The organism is Streptococcus sp. Z556 (assembly GCF_053010225.1).
Window position 1 is genome coordinate 23,891 of sequence record NZ_JBRKNU010000006.1, and the last position, 16,779, is coordinate 40,669.

At 42.9% G+C, this 16,779-nt stretch carries 13 protein-coding genes and 2 pseudogenes; 13 read left to right on the forward strand and 2 right to left on the reverse strand.

The window, feature by feature from the left end; translation table 11 throughout:
• The first annotated feature begins 33 nt into the window (after positions 1–33).
• From purM to ACVC7S_RS07645, 13 genes and pseudogenes are all read left to right on the forward strand, one after another.
• Positions 34–1,056, forward strand: coding sequence for a phosphoribosylformylglycinamidine cyclo-ligase (purM, locus tag ACVC7S_RS07585; RefSeq protein ID WP_268725768.1), 1,023 nt, complete (start codon positions 34–36; stop codon positions 1,054–1,056).
• Positions 1,053–1,604 carry a phosphoribosylglycinamide formyltransferase gene (gene purN, locus ACVC7S_RS07590; RefSeq protein WP_268725769.1) on the forward strand — a complete coding sequence of 184 codons (552 nt, stop codon included), beginning with the start codon at positions 1,053–1,055 and terminating at the stop codon, positions 1,602–1,604. The genes purM and purN overlap by 4 nt, the downstream gene beginning before the upstream one ends.
• Before the next feature lie 44 nt (positions 1,605–1,648).
• Positions 1,649–2,113: a GNAT family N-acetyltransferase gene (locus ACVC7S_RS07595; protein WP_061853010.1), complete on the forward strand. Its 465-nt coding sequence runs from the start codon at positions 1,649–1,651 to the stop codon at positions 2,111–2,113.
• 1 nt (position 2,114) lies between these two features.
• Positions 2,115–3,662 carry a bifunctional phosphoribosylaminoimidazolecarboxamide formyltransferase/IMP cyclohydrolase gene (gene purH / locus ACVC7S_RS07600; RefSeq protein WP_447266719.1) on the forward strand — a complete coding sequence of 516 codons (1,548 nt, stop codon included), beginning with the start codon at positions 2,115–2,117 and terminating at the stop codon, positions 3,660–3,662.
• 120 nt (positions 3,663–3,782) lie between these two features.
• On the forward strand, positions 3,783–5,045 hold the full coding sequence (purD, locus tag ACVC7S_RS07605; RefSeq protein WP_447266720.1) for a phosphoribosylamine--glycine ligase: 1,263 nt from the start codon (positions 3,783–3,785) through the stop codon (positions 5,043–5,045).
• Between the two features lie 189 nt (positions 5,046–5,234).
• The gene (gene purE, locus ACVC7S_RS07610; RefSeq protein ID WP_000165491.1) at positions 5,235–5,726 is read left to right on the forward strand and encodes a 5-(carboxyamino)imidazole ribonucleotide mutase; all 492 of its coding nucleotides are present in this window, start codon (positions 5,235–5,237) and stop codon (positions 5,724–5,726) included.
• The gene (gene purK / locus ACVC7S_RS07615; RefSeq protein ID WP_447266721.1) at positions 5,713–6,804 is read left to right on the forward strand and encodes a 5-(carboxyamino)imidazole ribonucleotide synthase; all 1,092 of its coding nucleotides are present in this window, start codon (positions 5,713–5,715) and stop codon (positions 6,802–6,804) included. The genes purE and purK overlap by 14 nt, the downstream gene beginning before the upstream one ends.
• 262 nt (positions 6,805–7,066) lie before the next feature.
• A pseudogene (locus ACVC7S_RS07620) lies at positions 7,067–7,293 on the forward strand (phosphoribosylaminoimidazole carboxylase).
• A gap of 3 nt (positions 7,294–7,296) precedes the next feature.
• The gene (locus ACVC7S_RS07625) at positions 7,297–7,989 is read left to right on the forward strand and encodes an aspartate/glutamate racemase family protein (protein ID WP_447266722.1); all 693 of its coding nucleotides are present in this window, start codon (positions 7,297–7,299) and stop codon (positions 7,987–7,989) included.
• 2 nt (positions 7,990–7,991) lie between these two features.
• Positions 7,992–8,087 (forward strand): annotated as a pseudogene (locus ACVC7S_RS07630) (phosphoribosylaminoimidazole carboxylase); the annotation flags it as partial.
• A gap of 9 nt (positions 8,088–8,096) precedes the next feature.
• Positions 8,097–8,324, forward strand: a complete 228-nt coding sequence (locus ACVC7S_RS07635; RefSeq protein ID WP_447266723.1) for a phosphoribosylaminoimidazole carboxylase — start codon at positions 8,097–8,099, stop codon at positions 8,322–8,324.
• A 54-nt stretch (positions 8,325–8,378) separates the two neighbouring features.
• Positions 8,379–9,671, forward strand: coding sequence for an adenylosuccinate lyase (gene purB, locus ACVC7S_RS07640; protein ID WP_447266724.1), 1,293 nt, complete (start codon positions 8,379–8,381; stop codon positions 9,669–9,671).
• Between the two features lie 20 nt (positions 9,672–9,691).
• The gene (locus ACVC7S_RS07645; protein ID WP_447266725.1) at positions 9,692–11,239 is read left to right on the forward strand and encodes a P-loop ATPase, Sll1717 family; all 1,548 of its coding nucleotides are present in this window, start codon (positions 9,692–9,694) and stop codon (positions 11,237–11,239) included.
• 174 nt (positions 11,240–11,413) lie between these two features.
• Here the strand turns inward: ACVC7S_RS07645 and strH are convergent, their stop codons facing one another.
• On the reverse strand, positions 11,414–15,445 hold the full coding sequence (gene strH, locus ACVC7S_RS07650) for an LPXTG-anchored beta-N-acetylhexosaminidase StrH (RefSeq protein WP_447266726.1): 4,032 nt from the start codon (positions 15,443–15,445) through the stop codon (positions 11,414–11,416).
• A 305-nt stretch (positions 15,446–15,750) separates the two neighbouring features.
• Complete coding sequence (locus ACVC7S_RS07655; protein WP_193750115.1) at positions 15,751–16,509, reverse strand: GntR family transcriptional regulator; 759 nt, start codon at positions 16,507–16,509, stop codon at positions 15,751–15,753.
• Positions 16,510–16,779 lie beyond the last annotated feature (270 nt).

Here is a 16,779-nt window from a genome sequence, read left to right on the forward strand (position 1 = left end):
GTCGCAATCTTCTCAAAGAAAAGGAAAAATAAAATGGCAAATAAAAATGCGTATGCCCAGTCGGGTGTAGATGTTGAAGCAGGTTATGAAGTTGTTGAGCGGATCAAAAAGCACGTGGCTCGTACGGAGCGTGCAGGTGTTATGGGAGCTCTTGGTGGTTTTGGTGGCATGTTCGACCTTTCAAAAACAGGTGTCAAAGAGCCTGTCTTGATCTCAGGAACTGATGGTGTCGGAACCAAGCTCATGCTGGCTATCAAGTACGACAAGCATGACACGATTGGGCAGGACTGTGTAGCCATGTGTGTCAATGATATCATCGCTGCAGGTGCGGAGCCTCTCTATTTCCTCGACTATGTGGCGACAGGGAAGAATGAACCAGCTAAACTAGAACAAGTCGTCGCTGGTGTGGCAGAAGGTTGTGTGCAGGCTGGTGCTGCCCTCATTGGTGGGGAAACAGCTGAAATGCCTGGTATGTATGGAGAAGATGACTATGACTTGGCTGGATTTGCGGTCGGTGTGGCAGAAAAATCTCAAATCATCGACGGATCAAAAGTAGCAGAAGGTGATGTTCTTCTCGGACTTGCTTCAAGTGGGATTCACTCAAATGGTTACTCACTTGTACGTCGTGTTTTTGCGGATTACACAGGCGAAGAAGTCTTGCCTGAGTTGGAAGGCAAAAAGCTGAAAGATGTCCTTTTGGAACCAACTCGTATCTACGTTAAAGCTGTTTTGCCACTCATCAAGGAAGGTTTGGTTCATGGGATTGCCCACATCACAGGTGGTGGTTTTATTGAAAATGTCCCTCGTATGTTTGCAGATGATCTAGCGGCAGAAATCGAAGAAGACAAAGTTCCAGTCCTTCCGATTTTCAAAGCCCTTGAGAAATACGGTCATATCAAGCACGAAGAAATGTTTGAAATCTTCAATATGGGCGTAGGGCTCATGTTGGCAGTTAGCCCTGAAAATATCGAGCGAATCAAGGAATTGTTGGATGAACCAGTCTATGAAATTGGTCGCATCGTCAAGAAAGAAAACGAAAGTGTCATCATCAAATGAAAAAAATAGCGGTTTTTGCCTCTGGTAATGGCTCAAATTTTCAGGTGATTGCCGAAGAATTTCCGGTGGAGTTTGTCTTTTCAGACCATCGTGATGCCTTTGTGCTCGAGCGTGCAGACAAGCTCGGCGTTCAATCCTACGCTTTTGAACTCAAGGAGTTTGAGAGCAAGGCAGACTACGAAGCAGCCCTCGTCGAACTTTTGGAAGAGCACCAGATTGACTTGGTTTGTCTAGCAGGCTACATGAAAATCGTTGGGCCAACCTTACTGGCAGCTTATGAAGGTCGTATCATCAACATTCATCCAGCCTACCTGCCAGAATTTCCAGGAGCTCATGGGATTGAGGATGCTTGGAATGCTGGTGTTACTGAGAGTGGCGTGACCATTCACTGGGTGGACTCAGGTGTGGATACAGGCAAGGTCATCAAACAAGTCCGTGTGCCACGTCTAGCAGATGATACTATCGAAAGCTTTGAAGCTCGTATTCATGAGGCAGAGTACAAGTTGTATCCAGAGGTGTTGGATAGTTTGGGAGTGGAGAGAAGGTAAGAAGTAAATCAAGTTTTGATTGCGCAATCTTGCTAGGAGAAAAAATGATTGAACTGAAATTGGTAGATGAGAGCAGTTTTCAGGCAGTGCTGGATTTGAAAATATCAGAAGCTGATGAACGAGCACGTTTCGTAGCTCCAAATGTTCGCTCTTTAGCTGATGCATGGCTCTACCGGAAAAACGAAGATGTGTTTCCGATGGCAATCTATTGGGATAAGCAAGTGGTTGGCTTTCTCCTGCTAGAAATAGACAAGGATGAAGCGGAATACTTTATCTGGCGGATAATGATTGGTCAGCAGTACCAAGGAAGAGGTTATGGTCGAAAAGCCTTGGAAGTTCTAATCAAAGAGGCTCAGATGGATAGAGCTTGCAGTCATATTACCGCAGATTATGTAGTTGGAAATGAAAAAATGAAGTACCTGTTGACTAGTCTGGGTTTTCAGGAAACAGGATTTATAGAAGAAAATAACGAAGTCGCTATGCGCTTGGATCTAAAGAAAGAGGAATAGAATGACGAAAAAGGCCTTAATCAGCGTCTCAGACAAAGCGGGCATTGTTGAATTTGCTCAAGAACTCAAAAAACTTGGTTGGGATATCATCTCAACAGGTGGTACCAAGGTTACCCTTGACCATGCCGGGGTGGAGACCATTGCCATTGATGATGTGACTGGCTTCCCAGAAATGATGGACGGTCGTGTCAAGACCCTCCATCCAAATATACACGGCGGGCTTCTCGCTCGTCGTGACTTGGATAGTCACTTGGAAGCAGCTAAGGATAATAATATCGAATTGATCGACCTTGTTGTGGTCAATCTCTATCCTTTCAAGGAAACCATTCTTAAACCAGACGTGACGTACGCTGATGCGGTTGAGAACATTGATATCGGTGGTCCATCAATGCTTCGTTCAGCAGCGAAGAATCACGCCAGCGTAACCGTTGTGGTAGATCCTTCTGACTATGCTGTTGTGCTTGACGAATTGTCAGCAAATGGTGAAACAAGTTACGAAACTCGCCAACGTTTGGCAGCCAAGGTTTTCCGTCACACAGCGGCTTATGATGCCTTGATCGCAGAATACTTCACAGCTCAAGTGGGTGAAGAAAAGCCTGAAAAACTGACCTTGACTTATGACCTCAAACAAGCCATGCGTTACGGTGAAAATCCTCAACAGGATGCGGACTTCTACCAAAAAGCCTTGCCAACGGATTACTCCATTGCATCAGCCAAACAGCTTAACGGCAAGGAATTGTCCTTTAACAACATTCGCGATGCGGATGCTGCCATTCGTATTATCCGCGATTTCAAAGAACGTCCAACGGTTGTAGCTCTCAAACACATGAACCCGTGCGGTATCGGTCAAGCTGATGACATCGAAACTGCTTGGGACTATGCTTATGAGTCTGACCCAGTGTCTATCTTCGGTGGGATTGTCGTTCTTAACCGTGAGGTAGATGCTGCGACAGCTGAGAAGATGCACGACGTTTTCCTTGAAATCATCATTGCACCAAGCTATACGGATGAAGCGCTAGCCATTTTGACCAACAAAAAGAAAAACTTGCGCATTCTTGCCTTGCCATTTGATGCCCAAGACGCTAGTGAAGTGGAAGCAGAATACACAGGTGTTGTCGGTGGACTCCTCGTTCAAAACCAAGACGTGATCAAAGAAAGCCCAGCTGACTGGCAAGTGGTAACCAAACGCCAACCAACTGAGACAGAAGCAACCGCCCTTGAGTTTGCTTGGAAAGCTATCAAGTATGTCAAATCAAATGGAATCATCGTGACGAATGACCATATGACACTCGGTGTTGGCCCAGGGCAAACCAACCGTGTAGCTTCAGTCCGTATTGCCATTGACCAAGCTAAAGACCGTCTTGACGGCGCTGTCCTTGCTTCCGATGCCTTCTTCCCATTTGCGGATAACGTGGAAGAAATCGCTAAAGCAGGTATCAAGGCCATCATCCAGCCTGGTGGATCCGTCCGTGACCAAGAGTCTATCGAAGCTGCTGATAAATACGGCTTGACCATGGTCTTTACAGGCGTGAGACATTTTAGACATTAAGAAAATAAAAGGGAAGAAAACAGTTTCTTTCTTTTTTTGCTTTAAAAGCGAAACGAAACAAGATTAAAACGAACGTTTATGTTATAATATTAGTAAATAATTCGCAAAAGAGGTTGAGAAATGAAACTGCTTGTTGTCGGTTCGGGTGGTCGTGAACATGCCATTGCTAAGAAGTTGCTTGAGTCAAAAGACGTTGAAAAAGTCTTTGTAGCTCCTGGGAATGACGGGATGACTCTGGATGGTCTGGAATTGGTAAATATCTCTATTTCCGAACATTCTAAATTGATTGAGTTTGCAAAAGCCAACGATATTGCTTGGTCTTTTATCGGTCCAGATGATGCCCTTGCTGCTGGGATTGTTGATGAGTTCAATGCAGCTGGTCTCAAAGCCTTTGGTCCGACAAGGTCTGCAGCGGAGCTGGAGTGGTCCAAGGATTTTGCTAAGGAAATCATGGTCAAGTACGGCGTTCCGACAGCAGCCTATGGGACCTTCTCAGATTTCGAGGAAGCCAAGGCCTATATCGAAGAGAAAGGCGCTCCAATCGTTGTCAAGGCAGATGGTTTGGCACTTGGGAAAGGTGTTGTCGTAGCTGAAACGGTTGAGCAAGCGGTCGAAGCCGCTCATGAGATGCTTTTGGACAACAAATTTGGCGATTCAGGTGCGCGTGTGGTCATCGAGGAGTTTCTTGAAGGTGAGGAATTTTCACTCTTTGCCTTTGTCAATGGCAATAAGTTCTACATCATGCCAACAGCTCAGGACCACAAACGTGCCTATGATGGGGACAAGGGGCCTAACACGGGCGGGATGGGTGCCTATGCGCCAGTTCCACACTTGCCAGAGAGTGTAGTTGATACAGCGGTGGAGACTATTGTCAAGCCAGTCCTTGAGGGCATGATCCAAGAAGGTTGTCCGTATCTTGGTGTCCTTTACGCAGGGCTTATCTTGACAGCAGATGGACCCAAAGTCATCGAGTTTAACGCTCGTTTCGGAGATCCAGAAACTCAGATTATCCTGCCTCGCCTGACCTCTGACTTTGCGCAAAATATTACGGATATTCTTGATAGCAAGGAGCCAAACATCACTTGGACGGATAAGGGTGTGACTCTGGGCGTGGTTGTCGCGTCAAACGGCTACCCGCTAGACTATGAAAAAGGTGTTGAATTGCCAGCAAAAACCGAGGGAGATATCATCACCTACTATGCAGGGGCTAAGTTTGCAGAAAATAGCAGAGCACTGCTATCTAACGGTGGACGTGTCTATATGTTAGTCACCACAGCAGACACCGTCAAAGAAGCCCAAGACACCATCTACAAGGAACTTGACAAACAAAACACAGAAGGTCTCTTCTATCGTACGGATATCGGAAGCAAGGCAATTAGATAAAGATATAAGAAAAGGCGACGCAGTCGCCAAACACGACAATGGTCGCCGTGGTGAAAAGACCAGAACAGTATCTGTTCTGGTCAAGGGAAAATTTGAGACCTTAGGCTCAAATTTTAGGAATGAAACCGAAGGTTTGCTTCCGTCCCCACCACCTAAGACCATTATCAAAAAAAGAAAAAAGGAAAAATTATGACTAAACCAATTATTTCCATCATCATGGGCTCCAAATCCGACTGGGCAACCATGCAAAAAACCGCCGAAGTCCTGGACCGTTTCGGTGTAGCCTACGAAAAGAAAGTTGTCTCTGCCCACCGTACTCCAGACCTCATGTTCAGACATGCGGAGGAAGCTCGTAGTCGCGGTATCAAGGTCATTATCGCAGGTGCAGGTGGCGCAGCCCATTTGCCAGGAATGGTCGCAGCCAAAACAACCCTTCCTGTCATCGGTGTACCTGTCAAATCGCGCGCTCTTAGTGGCGTGGACTCACTCTACTCTATCGTACAGATGCCAGGTGGTGTGCCTGTTGCGACTATGGCTATCGGTGAAGCAGGAGCGACCAATGCGGCCCTCTTTGCCCTCCGTCTCCTCTCAGTAGAAGATCAGGCTATCGCGACAGCATTGGCAGATTTTGCAGAAGAACAAGGGAAAATCGCAGAGGAGTCTACCAATGAGCTCATCTAAAACAATCGGAATTATCGGTGGTGGTCAGCTGGGTCAGATGATGGCCATTTCTGCTATCTACATGGGGCACAAGGTTATCGCGCTGGATCCTGCAGCGGATTGCCCAGCCTCTCGCGTGGCGGAGATCATCGTGGCTCCTTATAATGATGTAGACGCTCTTCGTCAGTTAGCGGACCGCTGTGATGTCCTGACCTATGAATTTGAAAATGTCGACGCTGACGGTTTGGATGCGGTTATCAAGGATGGGCAACTCCCTCAAGGGACAGACCTACTTCGCATTTCTCAAAATCGGATCTTTGAAAAGGACTTTCTCTCAAACAAGGCTCAAGTGACAGTAGCTCCATACAAGGTAGTGACCTCAAGTCAAGACTTGACAGATATCGACCTGTCGAAAAACTATGTCCTCAAGACTGCGACTGGTGGTTACGATGGTCACGGTCAAAAGGTCATTCGTTCGGCAGAAGATTTAGAAGAAGCCTATGCGCTAGCTGACTCTGCAGACTGTGTCTTGGAAGAATTTGTCAACTTTGACCTTGAAATTTCTGTCATCGTGTCAGGAAATGGCAAGGACGTGACGGTTTTCCCAGTTCAGGAAAATATCCACCGTAACAACATTCTGTCTAAGACCATCGTCCCAGCTCGCATTTCAGAAAGTCTAGCTGAAAAAGCCAAAGCCATGGCAGTACGAATCGCAGAACAGCTCAAGCTGTCTGGAACCCTTTGTGTGGAAATGTTTGCGACAGCTGATGACATTATTGTCAATGAAATTGCCCCACGTCCACATAACTCAGGGCACTACTCTATTGAAGCCTGTGACTTCTCCCAGTTTGATACCCATATCTTGGGCGTTCTCGGAGCACCATTGCCAGCTATCAAATTGCATGCGCCTGCTGTTATGCTCAATGTTCTTGGTCAGCATGTCGAGGCTGCCGAAAAATATGTCACAGAAAATCCCAGCGCCCACCTCCACATGTATGGTAAAATAGAAGCGAAGCACAACCGCAAAATGGGGCATGTGACTGTGTTTAGTGATGTACCGGATAGTGTAGTTGAGTTTGGTGAGGGGATTGATTTTTGAAATGGCAGAAGAATTTGATGAATTGTTAGATGATGAAATAACGACCGTAACACTGACTTGAGATTGCGGATAGAGAGGGGATTCATATTTTAGAGAGAGCTGGCAATCAGCTAGTCTTAGAATATTCTTGTTCCGTGAAGGAAGTTAAGGATTATCTGAGTAGTTACGGCCTGCCTAGGCATCCTGAGAGAATTTCATTTGAATTTTCTATACATGAAGACTCAGAAAATGATAATCTTTAAAGCTAAATGGAGACCAGTTTATGATTCAAATTATTGTCAACGCTTTTGTGGAGGAAGGAAAAGAAATCGCCGTTGTGGAAGTGCTCTTTGCCAGTGCCGACCATGAAAAAGTAAAATCCAATATCAGGAATTAAAGATTCAATATCCAAACAATTATCTGGCTATCTATGATTCGCCATTGGATAAAAATCTAAGTAGCTTGCCGCACTATCTGTCGGTTGTGATAAGCAAGGAGGAGTTTAATTAGCCTATGAAAACTATTGGTCTGATTGGTGGTATGAGTTGGGAGAGTACCACATCTTACTACCAAATCATCAACGAAACCATCAAAAAAGAGCTGGGTGGCTTGCATTCAGCTAAGATTCTACTTTATAGTGTTGATTTTGCAGAGATTGAGCATTATCAAGCAGTCGGAGACTGGGAGAAAAGCGGTCAACTTTTGGCAGATATTGCTCAGCGCTTGGAGCAAGCAGGTGCGGATTTCATCGTTATTTGTACTAACACCATGCACAAGGTTGCTCCGCAGATACAAGGAAAGATTACGATTCCAATCTTGCATATTGCGCAGGCAACTGCGCAGGCCTTGTTGGCTGACGGTATTCAAAAAGTCGGCCTCTTAGGGACCAAGTACACCATGACCCAAGATTTTTACAAGGAGAAATTAATAGAGTCTGGGTTAGAAGTGCTGATTCCAGACCAAGCTGGCATTACAGAGGTTAATCGAATTATTTATGATGAACTTTGCCTAGGGAACATCAAAGAAAGCTCAAAGCAGACTTATCTTGCCGTTATAGATGATTTGAAAAAAGCAGGAGCTGAAGCTGTTATCTTGGGGTGTACCGAGATTGGTCTCCTCGTCAAGCAACCCGACACCGACCTGCCTCTCTACGACACAACAGTGATCCATGCAGAGAAAGCGGCGGAGTGGGCGGTAAATAAGTGACCATAGAAGACAAGCATAACCGTAGGGTAGGGCATATAACTTTGTTTAGTGATGTGCTAAATAGTGTGGTTAAATTAGGGGAAGGGATTGATTTTTAGGAGAAATCTATGATACAAATCATCGTTAATGCATTTGTTGAAAAAGATAAGACTGGAGCAGTCGTCGAAGTCTTGTATGCTAGTAGTGATCACGAAAAAGTGAAAGCTAAGTATGAAGAGCTAGTTGTTCAATACCCTGAAAACTATTTAGCTATCTATGATGTCCAGCTGGATAAGGATTTGAACACACTCGATCATTATCCATCTGTTTGGATTGGGAAAGAAGAGTTTGAATAAAGTGATTGCTGGTTGCTAACTGATGTGAAACATCAAAAGAAAGGAAAATTAAACATGATTGATAGATATAGTCGCCCCGAAATGGCGAACATTTGGAGTGAAGAAAATAAATACCGTGCTTGGCTTGAGGTGGAAATCTTGGCTGATGAGGCATGGGCTGAGTTGGGGGAAATCCCTAAGGAAGATGTGGCTCTGATTCGCGAGAAAGCGGACTTTGACATCGACCGTATTTTGGAAATTGAGCAAGAGACTCGCCACGATGTGGTTGCCTTCACACGTGCGGTTTCTGAGACGCTTGGTGAAGAGCGCAAGTGGGTCCACTATGGGTTGACTTCTACTGACGTAGTCGATACTGCCTACGGTTACCTCTATAAGCAGGCCAACGACATCATCCGTCGTGACCTTGAAAACTTCACTAACATCATCGCTGACAAGGCCAAGGAGCACAAGTTCACCATCATGATGGGTCGTACCCACGGTGTGCACGCTGAGCCGACAACTTTTGGTCTTAAATTAGCAACTTGGTACAGCGAAATGAAGCGCAATATCGAGCGTTTCGAGCATGCGGCTGCTGGTGTAGAAGCTGGTAAGATTTCTGGTGCGGTTGGGAACTTTGCCAATATCCCGCCATTCGTAGAGCAATACGTCTGCGACAAATTGGGTATCCGTGCTCAAGAAATCTCTACACAGGTCCTTCCTCGTGACCTTCACGCTGAGTACTTTGCAGTTCTTGCTAGCATCGCGACTTCCATCGAGCGTATGGCAACGGAGATCCGTGGTCTTCAAAAGTCTGAGCAACGCGAAGTGGAAGAGTTCTTTGCCAAAGGTCAAAAAGGTTCTTCAGCAATGCCTCACAAACGCAACCCTATCGGTTCTGAAAATATGACAGGTCTTGCGCGTGTTATCCGTGGTCACATGGTGACGGCCTATGAAAACGTCGCTCTCTGGCACGAACGTGATATCTCTCATTCATCAGCTGAGCGTATTATCACCCCAGATACGACCATTTTGATTGACTACATGCTCAACCGTTTTGGAAACATTGTCAAGAACTTGACAGTCTTCCCAGAAAACATGATTCGCAACATGAACTCAACTTTTGGTCTTATCTTTAGCCAACGTGCGATGTTGACCTTGATTGAAAAAGGCATGACCCGTGAGCAAGCTTACGACCTTGTTCAACCAAAAACAGCCTACTCTTGGGATAATCAAGTAGACTTTAAACCGCTTCTCGAAGCAGATCCAGAAGTGACATCACGCCTGACTCAAGAGGAAATCGATGAAATCTTCAACCCTGCATACTACACTAAACGAGTGGATGATATCTTTGGACGTATCGGACTTTGAGGCAAATAGGAGGTAATATTATGATTAAAATTGAAGATTTACAGACAATAAAAGGTGATGCGTATGAATATTATAATTCTAACGAAAGTGAGTTAGATTTATTTAACAAGGTATTTTTAGCAGGCGATGTACTAGAACAAATAAAAGATCCGAGAAAGTATTTTATTATTGGCGAAAAAGGTTCTGGTAAGACAGCATATTCAGTATATTTTTCGAAACAGTCCATAGATAATATTGAAGCTAAAATAAAATTTGTTCAGGATACGGTATATGATAAATTCATTCGGATGAAAAAGAATAAGTCTTTAGATATGTCATCATATAAGGATGTATGGATGAATGTTATTTATCTTGTTCTTAGTGAGGAAATTAAACAATTTTTACCGAGTACGTTACTTAAATCGGGGCCAATAAAAAAATTAGATTCAGTGATAAATGATTTTTATAGTGATGCATTTTCGCCAGAGTTTATTCAAGCAATTGAGTTTGTTGAAAACTCTAACAGTTCTATAAATGCAATGATTAATGGGGGAATCTTTAAACCATCTGCTAAGATTAGTACGGAAAGTTCAGAAAAATACGCTGAGAGTAATTATCAATTGACTTTGATTAAATTATTAGATGGATTTAAAAAAGTATTTAAAGAAATACGATTGGATAAGCAATTCATTTTATTTATTGATGGGATTGATGCAAGGCCAACTGAGATTAAGCATGAAGACTATATGGATTGTTTGAGGGGATTAGTAAATGCAGTAATTGAGTTGAATAATTCGGAGTTGAAAGAAAGAGGGATTAAGGTTTCTTTGTTGATTAGACCAGATATTATATATTCTATGTCTATTCACAATATGAACCAAAAATTGAAAGATAACTCAGTATTAATTAATTGGAATACTACTTATAGTGCTTATAGAGGTTCCAAACTTTTCGAAATTGCGGATAATTATTTCTTAAAACAACAAACTTTGTCAGATAGGCCAAAAGGAGTGACATGGGATGATTATTTCCCTTATAGTGTTTCAGGTCGAGATAGCCAAGATAGTGAAGATTCTTTTATAGAGTTTTTGCGTTATTCTTTATACAAACCAAGGGATATTTTAACAATGTTGAATCAGTTAGTAGAGAAGAATGAAGGTGAAAGGTTTAGAAGAGATGACTTCTTAAATATGATTAAAACAGAATATCCTCATTACTTATTAGGAGAACTAAAAGACTTCATGTTAATTTACATGGATAATGATGAGTATAATATGTTTCAAAAATTTGTCAAAAGTTTCAGAACGAAGCGATTTACCTATAATAAATTTGAAGAAATATATAATAACTTTATAAAAAAACAAAAAAAATATAATTTATCTATACCTAGAAATATGAGAACACCAGAAGATACTCTTCAGTTGTTATATGATACAAATATAATAGGTTATAGGGAACAAGAGCAAGGTAGAGTATTTTGGAGTTTTAAAGAACGTAGTTATAGTAATGTTAGACCGGAAGTTAACTTATATGCTTCAGGATATGCCTTTCATAATGCATATGCGACAGCATTTAAAATAGGTCACTAACAATTATTAGAAGTAACATTACGCTTGACTCAAGAAGAAATCGATGAAATCTTCAACCCAGCATACTACACCAAACGAGTAGAGGATATCTTTGAACGTATCGGACTTGGTGACTAATCATAAAACAAAAAAGCGAGATTGAATCTCGCTTTTTCGTATTCTCTTAGAAGAATCTTAGTCTTCTTTTCTCTTAGTCAGTCCGTAGGCTGCTAGAGTCGCCATGAGTCCTGCTGCGACCAAGCCTGCAGAGTCTTGACTTCCTGTTGCAGGGAGTTGTTTTTCATCTGCTTTGACAGTAGTTGGTGCAGTTTGCTCAGTTTTCTCAAGGGCAGTACCGACTTCAACGACTTGAGTGACCGCTTCCTGTGTTACCACGCTATTGACAAGAGTTCTTTCTTCTTTTCCATCAGCAGTAGTGCTCACAGAGTAGAAGGCAATACGGTGGCCGTTAGCTCCTTTAGTAACAACTTGCGTTTGTCCTTTTGGTAATTGAGGATTTTCACGTGTCACAGTAGTAAATGGAATTTCTTCCTCTTGGATGTCCAGTCTCGGTTTTGTTTCTGCGGTTGGAGCAAGACCGTGTTCGTCCCCTACATGGGTTACAAGAGTTCCGACTTCAATAACTTGGGTCACTGCTTCTTGGGTCACAAGGCTATCTACAAGAGTTTTCACTTCTTTACCGTCAGCACTAGTGCTCACAGAATAGTAATGACTGCGACGACCGTTAGCGCCTTTAGTAACAACTTGAGTCTTCCCTTTGAGTAAGAGTGGATTTTCACGTGTCACAGTAGTGAACGGAATCTCTTCCTCTTGGATATCCAGTCTCGGTTTCGCTTCGGCAGCTGGAGCAAGACCACTTTCATCCCCTTTGTGGGTAATAGGGGCACCGATTTCAACCACTTGGGTCACAGGTTCTTTGGTTACTTGGCTATCTAGAACGGTTTCTGTTTGTTTACCATTTTCAGTAAGGACAGAGATGTAATGAGTGCGTTCACCATCTACACCTGGTGTGACAATCTTTTCTTGCTTAGCTTGGAGGCTCGGATTTTCTTTTTTGATAACTTCAAATGGAATCTTTTCTGCTCTTGTGATGAGTTCCGGTTTGGTTTCAACGTTGGCAGCTAGTTCGTTTTCATCGAGGCTTCCTGAGTGAGTTGCCGCTGGTTTGAGGCCTAGGCGGGCTGCCTTGAGTTTAGCTACGAGAGCGTCTAACTCGGCTTGTTTGCTGCGATTGAGGTTGTAGTTGAGAGCCTCTTTAGCTGCATTTAGAGCATCGAGACTTTCTTTGCTGTATCCTTCCAAGTTAGTAGGGATTTGAGCAAGCTCCTCACGGAGAGCATTGTAGTCAGCGCGGAAGTAGTCTTTGTTGTGATCTGCGAAGGCAGTCATGAGTTCAAAGATTTCTTCTTCCTTGTACTCGGCACTTGGTTTATCTGCCCAGATAGCAAGCATACTACCAATAGTAGGAAGGTCTACCTCTGGATACTTGGTAGAAGCAAGTTGGTTAAATGGCACTTTACCAGAGTTTTCAATCGCCTTTGATAGTGGGTAGGCTTCGTCTGCTTTGTGATTGCCTAAAACATAGTACCAGTCTCCGTTGGTATTAAGAAGTTTGTAGCCTTTACTTGCAAGATACTGAGGAGTTGCAAGGTTATAGCCCCACCACCCTTTAGACCAGTAAGAGATGATGACATCCTTGTCAAACTCAACATCGTCCTTGTCCTCGTAGTAGAAACCATCGTTGAAGGCCATTGGTTGAAGGCCTCGTTCTTTGGCCATGGCAGCAAGAGTGTTGGAGTACTCAGCGAACTTGCCATAGAGATTGTAGTATTTTAGATAATACCAGCCTTGAGCGTTGGTGGCGTCATTAGCGTATTCGTCTGTACCGTAGTTAAAGATCTTAGTCTTGCCTGCAAAGAAGTCCATGTACTTGCCGATAAGGGCTTTTGTAAAGTTCATCGCTTCTTCATTTTCAAGGTCCATGGTTGTTTTAGAGACCTTGTCAAAGTTGGCTTGAGGATTTTGGATACCTAATTTTTCCATAGCGACAAGCATGGCATCCATGTGACCTGGGCTGTTGATCGCTGGGATGAGTCCAATCCCTTTTGATTTTGCGTACTCAATCAATTCAGTGACTTCAGCCTGACTAAGAGTGGTTCCGTTTGGATCATCGTAGTAAGCTTTTGTTCCTTCAATGATGGCATTTTTGACATCGTCACTTGCATAAGTTTTTCCGTTAGCAGTGATAGTCATGTCATCAAGGAGGAAGCGAAGTCCGTCATTTCCTAGGAGTAGATGTACATCAGAATATCCAAGTTCACTAGCTTTATCAATGATACGTTTGAGTTGCTCAGCTGAGAAGTACTTACGTCCAGCGTCGATTGAGATCACCTTGTTCTTGGCAAGTTTTTCAACTTCGCGTTTCGCGTCTTCTTCTTTTTGAGCTTCTGGTGTGAAGGTCAAATTGCTGACAGCTTCTTGGAGTTTCGCGATTGCTTGGTCAATGGTGTCTTGTTGGGCACGGCTGAGGTTGCTATCAAGTGATCGAATGGCTTTTTCAGCTTCTTTGACAGCTGCGACACTTTCTGCAGTATAGCGGTTAAGGTCTGTCGGGACTTCTTTCAGGGCTTGCTCAGCAGACTCATAGTCAGCTGCGAAGTATTCAGCATTGGCATTTGCGAAGCTACGCATGAGTTTGAAGAGGCGTGATGGTGAATAGCGTGCAGATGGGGTATCCGCCCAAGCAGCTACCATACCTCCGATGAACGGGATATCTGCTCCTTCAGATTTTGGTACAGAAGTGATTGGAGTGTTCTTGATACCATTGAGTCCTTGGTCGAGGTTGTACCAGCCTTGGCCATCGGCATTTCGTCCGAGGACGTAGTACCAAGCATCATTGGTATTAAGGATTTGGTGGCCTTTTTCAACTAGAAGTTTAGAAGAAGCGACGTCGTAACCGCCCCATCCACCAGTCCACATAGAAACGATGATGTCTTTGTCAAAGGTTCCAAAGCTTGTATCGCTATTGTAGTAGATGCCGTCGTTAAAGGCCATTGGTTTGAGACCGTGAGATTTAACGATGCGAGCTAGGTCATTAGCATAAGCGATAAATTTGTCATAACCCTTATCTGGGAAGCCATCTTCTGGGTACCACTTGTAGGCTTGAAGAACGCTCCAGCCTTTGGCATCTGTAGCATCATTGGCGTACTCATCTAGCCCGATGTTGAAGATGTCAGTCTTACCAGCGAAGTAAGCAGCATACTTGTCGATCAGGGCTTTGGTAAACTCAACAGCTTCTTTGTTATCCAGGTCAACGGTACGAGCAGATTCCTTACCAAAGTAGTTGAAGTTCGGTTTTTGGATACCTAGCTCCTTCATGGCATGCAAAATGGCATCCATGTGCCCAGGGCTATTAACGGTTGGGATTAGTCCGATACCCTTATCTTTGGCATAGTTGATCAAGTCCGTCATCTGGCTCTCTGTCAAGTGATTGCCGTTTGGATCCTTGTAGTAGGCATTAGTTCCATTTTCGAGCGCACGTTTGACATCATCACTTGCATAGGTTTTGCCATTGGCTTTGATGGTCATGTCGTCCAACATGAAACGCATGCCATCGTTTCCAACTAGTAAATGAAGATCAGTATAACCATAGTGTTTAGCTTTGTCGATGATTTCTTTGAGTTGGTCTGGAGAGAAGTACTTGCGTCCAGCATCAATTGAGATCATTTTTCTTTTAGCCAGTTTTTCATTTACCTGAGCTGCTCGTTCAGTGTTAGGAGTGGTTACTGCAGGTGTGGCTGCTTCATTTTTCTTTTCTGAAGGAGAGTTTTCTGCAGGAACTTCAGTTGGAGCAGGACTTTCTTTCTCAGTAGTCGGAGTAGGACTAGCATTTTCTGTCACAGCTGGTGCAGTTGTTTCTTCCGTTTTTGGAGTAACTGTATGAGGAGCCTCCGTGTCTTCTTTGACCTCCTCTTTTACAGGTTCTTCAGCCTTTTCTTCCAGTTTTTCTGGGGCCTTGGACTCTCCAGCCTCATCGGGTGTTTGCGGACTCTCCTGGACAGTTTGAACTGTTTCCTCAGCTGTTGGAGCCGGAGTAATCCCGTCGGCAGCTACGACTTGTGCGCTAAATGCAAATCCTATAAGTACAGAAGCTGCTCCAACCGCGTATTTACGAATGGAGAAGCGCTGTTTCTTTTCTAGTTTCATGACAAAACCTCCTTGTTGTTATCGTGTATGATAGCGTTTACATAAAACCAATTTTATTTTATTATCTAAGGGGTAAAATGTCAATAGGGTTTATATAAGAACTATAATAAATGGAGGAAAACATAAGATTTAGGAGAAAATTGCCAATAAAAGATAAAGATAGAAGGAAAAATGAAGCAAGTATTTAACTTGTTTTTAGTAAAAACGCTACTAATTAAATAAGAACCCTTCATAGCATTTTCATAGTTTCTTTCTCGTGCTATAATTAAATACAGAAAAAGCCTGAGCTGGGCTCAGGCTTTTTCTTAATGACCTCGGTTACATGAGATGAATTTGATTTTGTAGTAGTCTGCTCGCTTATAAGTTTCACTATAGGCAAGGACTTGGCCAGTGGCCTCAAGTTTTGTAGTCTTGGTTTGGAAGACAGTTGGGAATTGTGTATCGATTCCAAGCACAGAAGCAGCATGCTCTGGTGTTGGAAAGGCAATCTCATTGATTTCCTCAAAATGCTCATCACTCATGTGAATGCGGTAATCCAATTTGAAACGTTTATAGATAGAACTATAATAATCAAGATTTGGATAGTTGGCATTGATATATTGTTCAGGAACATAAGATGTGTGGTAGATGTATGTAACGTCATTTGTTTGACGAATACGTTCAATCTTATAGTAGAATTGATCTCCACGTAGGCCGAGTTTCTCTAAATATTCAAGCTTGTTTCCGCGCTCGATAGAAAGGACAGTAACTTTATCGTCTTTGGTTTCAAAGATTTCAACATCTGAAAACTCAACGAGTTTGTGCTTACGTGCACGTGAAACGAAAGTTCCTTTACCTTGTTGACGGACAATATAGCCGTCTTTTGCAAGGTCATTCAAAGCACGAACAACGGTGATCGAACTAACATCGTACATCGCAATCAATTCTGCTTCTGTATAAAATTTATCTCCACTCGCAAATTGACCTGAGATGATTTTGTTTTTTAATTCATCTTTAATATATTGGTATTTTGGAATAGCCATAATTTCACCTCGATTCTCTTTCTCCAACCTTGATTTTACCATAAATACTGAGAAAATAGTAGTATTTAGGTAAAAAAAATTAAAATAATCGACTAAAGATGTTATGTTACATGTAAAAAATTTCATTTTCTAGCCTTGTGAATTATCATACATAAAAAAACGACTTTCATGCGATTTTTTGATAATTTCGGTAAACGGTAAGTAAAAAAATAGAAAAATTTTAAAGAATTTTCTAAAACCTATTGACAAATGCAAAAGATTTGATTATATTTAATATTATAATAAATGAAAGCGCAAACTTAATTAGTCAGA